Source organism: Paracoccus haeundaensis (assembly GCF_006239215.1).
Classification (GTDB): domain Bacteria; phylum Pseudomonadota; class Alphaproteobacteria; order Rhodobacterales; family Rhodobacteraceae; genus Paracoccus; species Paracoccus marcusii.
The window spans coordinates 33,798-40,941 of record NZ_VDDC01000036.1; the positions used below are offsets into that span (position 1 = coordinate 33,798).

Annotated in this window: 14 protein-coding genes; all 14 read right to left on the minus strand. The window is 63.4% G+C overall.

Annotated elements, in window-relative coordinates; genetic code table 11:
* Positions 1-6 precede the first annotated feature (6 nt).
* Positions 7-567: a 50S ribosomal protein L5 gene (gene rplE / locus FHD67_RS16400; RefSeq protein ID WP_045982155.1), complete on the minus strand. Its 561-nt coding sequence runs from the start codon at positions 565-567 to the stop codon at positions 7-9.
* Entirely contained in the window at positions 567-872 is a 306-nt protein-coding gene (gene rplX, locus FHD67_RS16405; protein WP_045982156.1) for a 50S ribosomal protein L24, read from the minus strand. The genes rplE and rplX overlap by 1 nt, the downstream gene beginning before the upstream one ends.
* Positions 872-1,240: a 50S ribosomal protein L14 gene (gene rplN, locus FHD67_RS16410; RefSeq protein WP_022708219.1), complete on the minus strand. Its 369-nt coding sequence runs from the start codon at positions 1,238-1,240 to the stop codon at positions 872-874. The genes rplX and rplN overlap by 1 nt, the downstream gene beginning before the upstream one ends.
* 77 nt (positions 1,241-1,317) lie before the next feature.
* A complete protein-coding gene (rpsQ, locus tag FHD67_RS16415; RefSeq protein WP_045982157.1) occupies positions 1,318-1,563 on the minus strand; it encodes a 30S ribosomal protein S17 in 246 nt (81 codons plus the stop codon).
* Positions 1,564-1,575: 12 nt separating this feature from the next.
* Positions 1,576-1,782 carry a 50S ribosomal protein L29 gene (rpmC, locus tag FHD67_RS16420; RefSeq protein WP_045982158.1) on the minus strand — a complete coding sequence of 69 codons (207 nt, stop codon included), beginning with the start codon at positions 1,780-1,782 and terminating at the stop codon, positions 1,576-1,578.
* A 192-nt stretch (positions 1,783-1,974) separates the two neighbouring features.
* Positions 1,975-2,388, minus strand: a complete 414-nt coding sequence (gene rplP, locus FHD67_RS16425) for a 50S ribosomal protein L16 (protein ID WP_045982159.1) — start codon at positions 2,386-2,388, stop codon at positions 1,975-1,977.
* Positions 2,389-2,401: 13 nt separating this feature from the next.
* A complete protein-coding gene (gene rpsC / locus FHD67_RS16430) occupies positions 2,402-3,112 on the minus strand; it encodes a 30S ribosomal protein S3 (RefSeq protein WP_045982160.1) in 711 nt (236 codons plus the stop codon).
* Entirely contained in the window at positions 3,112-3,492 is a 381-nt protein-coding gene (gene rplV, locus FHD67_RS16435; protein ID WP_042247864.1) for a 50S ribosomal protein L22, read from the minus strand. The genes rpsC and rplV overlap by 1 nt, the downstream gene beginning before the upstream one ends.
* Before the next feature lie 5 nt (positions 3,493-3,497).
* A complete protein-coding gene (gene rpsS, locus FHD67_RS16440; RefSeq protein ID WP_045982161.1) occupies positions 3,498-3,776 on the minus strand; it encodes a 30S ribosomal protein S19 in 279 nt (92 codons plus the stop codon).
* A gap of 3 nt (positions 3,777-3,779) precedes the next feature.
* On the minus strand, positions 3,780-4,619 hold the full coding sequence (gene rplB / locus FHD67_RS16445; RefSeq protein WP_046000099.1) for a 50S ribosomal protein L2: 840 nt from the start codon (positions 4,617-4,619) through the stop codon (positions 3,780-3,782).
* Between the two features lie 93 nt (positions 4,620-4,712).
* Positions 4,713-5,009 (minus strand): 50S ribosomal protein L23, encoded by a 297-nt coding sequence (locus tag FHD67_RS16450; RefSeq protein ID WP_046000098.1) that lies wholly within the window; start codon positions 5,007-5,009, stop codon positions 4,713-4,715.
* Entirely contained in the window at positions 5,006-5,626 is a 621-nt protein-coding gene (gene rplD / locus FHD67_RS16455) for a 50S ribosomal protein L4 (RefSeq protein WP_045982164.1), read from the minus strand. The genes FHD67_RS16450 and rplD overlap by 4 nt, the downstream gene beginning before the upstream one ends.
* Positions 5,626-6,516: a 50S ribosomal protein L3 gene (gene rplC, locus FHD67_RS16460; RefSeq protein WP_045982165.1), complete on the minus strand. Its 891-nt coding sequence runs from the start codon at positions 6,514-6,516 to the stop codon at positions 5,626-5,628. The genes rplD and rplC overlap by 1 nt, the downstream gene beginning before the upstream one ends.
* Positions 6,517-6,527: 11 nt before the next feature.
* Positions 6,528-6,836, minus strand: coding sequence for a 30S ribosomal protein S10 (gene rpsJ / locus FHD67_RS16465; RefSeq protein ID WP_042247848.1), 309 nt, complete (start codon positions 6,834-6,836; stop codon positions 6,528-6,530).
* Positions 6,837-7,144: the final 308 nt, after the last annotated feature.

A 7,144-nucleotide genomic window follows, 5' to 3' on the forward strand; every position in this document is an offset into this window, starting at 1 on the left:
CCGCGATCAGCTGGTGAACGGCATGTTGAAATGCTTCAACAGCGACTTCGCTTCCGCGTCGGTCGTCGCGGTGGTGCAGATGATGATGTCCATCCCCAGAACTTCGTCGACCTTGTCGAAGTTGATTTCCGGGAAAACGATGTGCTCTTTCAGGCCCATCGCATAGTTGCCGCGGCCGTCGAACGACGTCGGCTTCACGCCGCGGAAGTCGCGGACGCGGGGCAGCGCGATGTTGATCAGGCGGTCCAGGAATTCGTACATGCGGTCGCCGCGCAGGGTAACCTTGCAGCCAAGCGGCATCTCCTCACGCACGCGGAAGCCGGCGATCGACTTCTTGGCATAGGTGATGATGGCCTTCTGACCGGCGATCAGCGACAGCTCGTCGGCCGCCTGCTTGACCTTCTTGGTGTCCTTGACGGCTTCGCCGACACCCATGTTCAGGACGATCTTGTCCAGACGCGGGATCTGCATGTCGTTCTTGTAGCTGAACTCTTCCTTCAGCGCGGCCTTGATGGTGTCGGTGAACACCGCGCGCAGGCGGGGCGTGTACTTGGCGTCGTCCAGCATCAGATCACGTCTCCCGTGGTCTTGGCAAAGCGGACCTTGCCGCCGTCTTCCATGCGGAAGCCGACGCGGGTTGCCTTGCCGTTCTTGTCCATCAGCGACAGGTTCGACAGGTCGATCGGCATGGCCTTCGACACGCGGCCGCCCTGGCTGTTCTGGGACTGCTTGGTGTGGCGGATGGCGACGTTCACGCCGTCCACGATGGCCTTGTTGTCCTTGGGCATGACAGCGGTGATCTCACCCTGCTTGCCCTTGTCCTTGCCGGCCAGCACGACGACCTTGTCGCCCTTCTTCAGCTTGGCAGCCATCACAGCACCTCCGGTGCAAGCGAGATGATCTTCATGAAGTTCTTCGCACGCAGCTCGCGCACGACCGGCCCGAAGATACGGGTGCCGACCGGTTCGCCCTGGTTGTTCAGGATGACGGCTGCATTGCGGTCGAAGCGGATCGAGGTTCCGTCTTCGCGATTCACTTCCTTGGCGGTGCGAACGACGACGGCCTTGCGGACGTCACCCTTCTTCACCCGGCCCCGGGGGATGGCTTCCTTCACGGACACGACAATGATGTCGCCCACCGACGCATAGCGACGGTGCGAACCACCCAGGACCTTGATGCACTGAACCCGGCGAGCGCCCGAGTTATCAGCAACATCCAGATTGGTCTGCATCTGGATCATTTGGTTTCTCCCGACCTTTGGGGACCGCCGACTGCGGCCCCAGGGTTTCGATCATTTCTGATCTGTAATGATGGACTTCAGGCGTTGACCGCTTCGTCCGTCAGGACAGTCCAGCGTTTCGTCTTCGAGATCGGGGCGCATTCGACGATGCGAACGGTGTCCCCGATCTTGAACTGGTTCTGCGCGTCATGCGCGCGGTATTTCTTCGACGAGCGCACGATCTTGTGCAGCACGGGATGCTTGAAGCGGCGCTCGACCAGGACGGTGATCGTCTGTTCGTTCTTGTCGCTGGTGACGCGGCCTTGCAGGATACGTTTGGGCATGGGCCGGGCTCCTTAGTTCGAGGCCGCGGCTTCGGCCGCTTTCTGGTTCAGAATCGTCTTCACGCGGGCCACGTCGCGACGGACGGTGCGCATGCGTGCGGTGCTTTCCAGCTGACCGGTCGCCTGCTGAAAGCGCAGGTTGAAGGCCTCTTTCTTCAGCGCAACCAGCTGATCCTTCAGCTGGTCGGGCGTCTTCGACTTCAGTTCGGTGGCGTCCATGACGCGTCTTCCTTTCAACATCACCGGAGAGCCCCTGTCGCCAGGGCCACCCTGATTCCGGTGGAGTTTCGTGATGAAGGCCTGCGCATACAGGCTGAACGCCCGTTTGGCAAGCCCGTTTGCGGGAAAAGGCAGGGGCCCCGCCGATCGCTCGGCGGGGCCCCCTTTCGCGCTGGCCCGGCGGGCCGACGCTTACCAGTCTTCGCGTGCGACGATGCGGGTCAGGACCGGCAGCTTCATCGCGCCGAGGCGCAGGGCCTCGCGGGCGATGGTGTCGTTCACGCCGTCGATCTCGAACATGATCCGGCCGGGATGCACCCGGGCCGCCCAGAAGTCGACGGAACCCTTGCCCTTACCCATCCGGACCTCGGTGGGCTTGGACGACACCGGAACGTCCGGGAAAATCCGGATCCAGACCCGGCCCTGACGCTTCATGTGACGGGTGATCGCGCGGCGGGCCGCCTCGATCTGGCGCGCGGTTACGCGCTCCGGTTCGGTTGCCTTCAGGGCGAACGAGCCAAAGTTCAGGTCGAAACCGCCCTTTGCCTCGCCGTGGATACGGCCCTTGTGCTGTTTGCGGAACTTGGTCCGTTTCGGTTGCAGCATTGTTTTCTACTCCTTACCGGGCGTCGCGGCGCGGACCACGGGGGGCCGGACCTTCCTGGGCCTCGGCAGCGCGGCGATCATGGGCCTGGGGATCATGTTCCATGATCTCGCCCTTGAAGATCCACACCTTCACGCCGATGATCCCGTACGGGGTCGTGGCTTCGCAGAGTGCATAGTCGATGTCGGCCCGCAGGGTATGCAGGGGCACGCGGCCCTCGCGATACCATTCGGTCCGTGCGATCTCGGCACCGCCCAGACGGCCGGCGACGTTCACGCGGATGCCCAGGGCACCCATGCGCATCGCGTTCTGGACCGAACGCTTCATCGCACGGCGGAACGACACGCGACGCTCCAGCTGCTGAGCGATCGACTCGGCGACAAGCTGCGCATCGACGTCGGGCTTGCGCACTTCGACGATGTTCAAGTGCAGTTCGCTGTCGGTGAAGTTCGCCAGCTTCTTGCGCAGGGTCTCGATGTCCGCACCCTTCTTGCCAATGATGACACCGGGACGCGCTGCGTGAATGGTCACGCGGCACTTCTTGTGGGGGCGCTCGATGATGACGCGGCTGATGCCGGCCTGCTTGGCTTCGGTGCGGATGAAGTCCCGGATCTTCAGGTCTTCAAGCAGCAGATTGCCATAGTCCTTGTCGTCGGCGTACCAGCGGCTGTCCCAGGTGCGGTTGACCTGGAGGCGCATGCCGATCGGATTGACCTTCTGACCCATTACGCTTGCTCCTCGACTTGGCGCACCTTGATGGTGATTTCCGAAAACGGCTTCATGATCTTGCCGAAGCGGCCACGTGCCCGCGGACGGCCACGCTTCATCACCAGGTTCTTGCCGACCCAGGCCTCGGCGACGACCAGGTTGTCGACGTCCAGACCGTGGTTGTTCTCGGCGTTCGCGATGGCGGACTGAAGGCACTTCTTCACGTCGCCGGCGATGCGCTTGTGCGAGAAGGTCAGGTCGGCCAGAGCCTTGTCGACCTTCTTGCCGCGGATCAGCTGAGCCACCAGGTTCAGCTTCTGCGGCGAGGTGCGAAGCATCTTCGTCTTGGCGAAGGCCTCGTTCTCCGCCACGCGGCGCGGATTGTTTTCCTTACCCATGACGATTACTTCCTCTTGGCTTTCTTGTCCGCGGCGTGCCCGTAATAGGTGCGCGTGGGCGAATATTCACCGAATTTCTGACCGATCATCTCTTCGCTGACGTTCACGGGGATGTGCTTGTGCCCGTTGTAGACGGCAAAGGTCAGGCCGACGAATTGCGGCAGGATGGTCGAGCGACGCGACCAGATCTTGATGACGTCGGATTTCCCCGACTCACGGGCCTTCTCGGCTTTCTTGAGCACATAGGCGTCAACAAAGGGGCCTTTCCAAACAGAACGTGCCATAGGTCAGCGCCCCTTCTTCTTCGCGTGACGCGAACGCAAGATGTACTTGTCGGTCGCCTTGTTGCTGCGGGTCTTCTTGCCCTTGGTGTCCTTACCCCAGGGCGTGACCGGCGTGCGGCCACCCGAGGTGCGGCCCTCACCACCACCATGCGGGTGGTCGATCGGGTTCATGGCGACACCGCGGACGCTCGGGCGGATGCCCTTGTGGCGGTTGCGGCCGGCCTTGCCGAGGTTCTGGTTCGAATGGTCGGCATTCGACACGGCGCCGATGGTCGCCATGCATTCCTGACGGACCAGGCGCAGTTCGCCCGAGGACAGGCGGATCTGGGCATAGCCGCCGTCACGACCGACGAACTGGGCATAGGTGCCCGCCGAACGCGCGATCTGGCCGCCCTTGCCGGGCTTCAGCTCGACGTTGTGGACGATCGTGCCGATGGGCATGCCGCTGAAGGGCATGGCGTTGCCCGGCTTCACGTCGACCTTGGAACCCGCGACGACCTTGTCGCCGATGGCCAGACGCTGCGGTGCCAGGATATAGGCCTGCTCGCCGTCTTCGTACTTGATCAGCGCGATGAAGGCGGTGCGGTTGGGATCGTACTCGATCCGCTCGACCGTGCCGGCCATGTCGAACTTGGTGCGCTTGAAATCGACGATGCGATACAGGCGTTTCGCGCCGCCGCCTTGGCGCCGCATGGTGATCCGTCCGGTGTTGTTCCGGCCGCCTTTCTTGGTCAGACCCTCGGTGAGGCTCTTGACCGGGCGACCTTTCCAAAGCTCCGAACGGTCGATCAGAACCAGCCCACGCTGGCCAGGCGTCGTCGGTTTGTACGACTTCAATGCCATCTTTCTGTCTTCCGTTGCTTTGGACCAGGGTGGTCCGTTTCAGTCAATTGCGGCGGCCCCGGAATGCCGGGGCCGCCAGATTGCGTCCGGTTATCAGAGACCGGTCGAAACGTCGATGGTGCTGCCGGCTTCCAGCGTCACATAGGCCTTCTTGACGTCGCTGCGACGACCCAGCTGGCCGCGGAAGCGCTTCTGCTTGCCCTTGGTGATGGTGGTGTTGACCGCCTTCACCTTGACGCCGAACAGGGCCTCGACGGCCTGCTTGATCTGCGGCTTGTTCGAGTCCTTGGCGACCTGGAACACGACGCCGTTGTTCTCGGACGTCATGGTGGCCTTCTCGGTGATGATCGGCTTGACGATCACGTCGTAATGTTCTGCTTTCGCGCTCATTTCAGACGAGCCTCCAGAGCTTCGACACCGGCGCGCGTGATGACCAGGGTATCACGCTTGAGGATGTCATACACGTTGGCACCCATCGACGGCAGGATGTCCACGCCTTCGATGTTGCGGGCGGCACGGGCGAAGTTCTCGTTCACTTCGGCACCGTCGATCACCAGCACGCGCTTCCAGCCGTTCTCACGGACGGCCTTGGCGACGGCTGCGGTCTTGGCATCGGCGAGGTTCAGATCCTCGATGATGACCAGTTCACCCGCGGTGGCCTTAGCCGACAGCGCGTGACGCAGACCCAGGGCACGGACCTTCTTGGGCAGATCGAAGGCGTGCGACCGCGGGGTCGGACCCTTGTAGACGCCGCCGTGACGGAAGGTCGGCGCCTTGCGGGAGCCGTGGCGTGCGCCGCCGGTGCCCTTCTGGCGATAGATCTTCTTGGTCGAGTAGCTGACGTCCGACTTGCCCAGCACCGAGTGGGTGCCGGCCTGTGCCTTGGCGCGCTGCCAACGCACGACGCGCTGCAGGATGTCGCCGCGCGGCTCCAGCCCGAAGATGTCGTCGGCCAGATCGATCGACCCGGCTGCGCCGGAATCCAGCTTGATCACATCAAGTTTCATCACTTGTCTCCTTCCGGCGCGTCGTCATTGGATGCCGGCTCTTCCGCGTTGGGATCGGCAGCGTCCTTGTCGGACTTGATCGAGGCTTCGGCCTCGGCCAGGGCGGCGGCTTCCTGCTCGGCGGCCAGACGGGCGGCCTCCTCGCGGGCGGCTTCTTCCTCGGCGGCGGCGGCGGCGGCGGCTTCTTCAGCCAGACGCGCGGCTTCGCGGGCGGCGGACCGCAGGGCGGCCGGATAGATCAGGTTCTCGGGCGTCGCCTTCTTGACGGCGTCCTTGACGGTGACCCAGCCACCCTTCGAGCCCGGAACCGAGCCCTTGACCATGATCAGGCCGCGCTCGGAATCCGTGCGGACGACCTGCAGGTTCTGCGTGGTAACGCGGACGGCACCCAGGTGACCTGCCATCTTCTTGCCCTTGAACACCTTGCCGGGGTCCTGGCACTGGCCGGTCGAACCGTGCGAACGGTGGCTGACGGACACGCCGTGCGACGCGCGCAGACCGCCGAAGTTGTGGCGCTTCATGGCGCCCGCAAAGCCCTTACCGATCGAGATGCCGGCGATGTCCACATACTGACCCGAGAAGTAGTGGTCAGCCGTGATCTCCTCACCAACGTTGATCAGGTTCTCTTCCGCAACGCGGAATTCCACGATCTTGCGCTTGGGCGCGACCGAGGCCTTGGCAAAGTGACCGCGCATCGCTGCGGTCGTGCGCTTTGCTTTCGCCTCGCCGGCGCCCAGCTGGACGGCGGTATAGCCATCGGTCGCGGCGGTGCGCTGCGCGATGACCTGCAGGCCGTCCAGTTGCAGGACGGTGACGGGAACCTGACGGCCGTCCTCGAGGAACAGACGGGTCATGCCCAGCTTCTTGGCGATGATACCAGTACGCAACATGATCTGCCTCCTCAGACTTTGATCTCGACGTCCACGCCGGCGGCGAGGTCGAGCTTCATGAGGGCGTCAACGGTCTGCGGGGTCGGATCGACGATGTCCAGCAAACGCTTGTGCGTGCGGATTTCCCACTGGTCGCGCGACTTCTTGTCGATGTGCGGACCGCGCAGGACGGTGAATTTCTCGATCTTGTTCGGCAGCGGGATCGGGCCGCGGACGGTCGCGCCGGTGCGCTTGGCCGTGTTGACGATTTCCTGGGTGCTGGCGTCCAGCACGCGGTAATCGAAGGCCTTCAGCCGGATCCGGATATTCTGGCTTTGCATAAAGACATCCCTCTTGCGGGGAGTTCCAGTCGAGAGGCTGACGGCGCACCACGCGGCGCCAGCATCGGACCGTACGAAAAAAACGCAGGCCGCCCACGATGAGGCGGCCACGCGCAAAACCGACGATTCTTCGCGAACCGGCAGCGTTGCGGTCCTATGCCGCAAATCGGTCTGCCCGTCAAGCGCCGCGGGCCGCATGAAAAAGGCCACCCCGAAGGGTGGCCTTTCCCGCAGCGTTCCTTGGCCCGTTCGGGCCCTGGATCACTTGATGATCTTGGAGACGACGCCTGCGCCGACGGTGCGGCCGC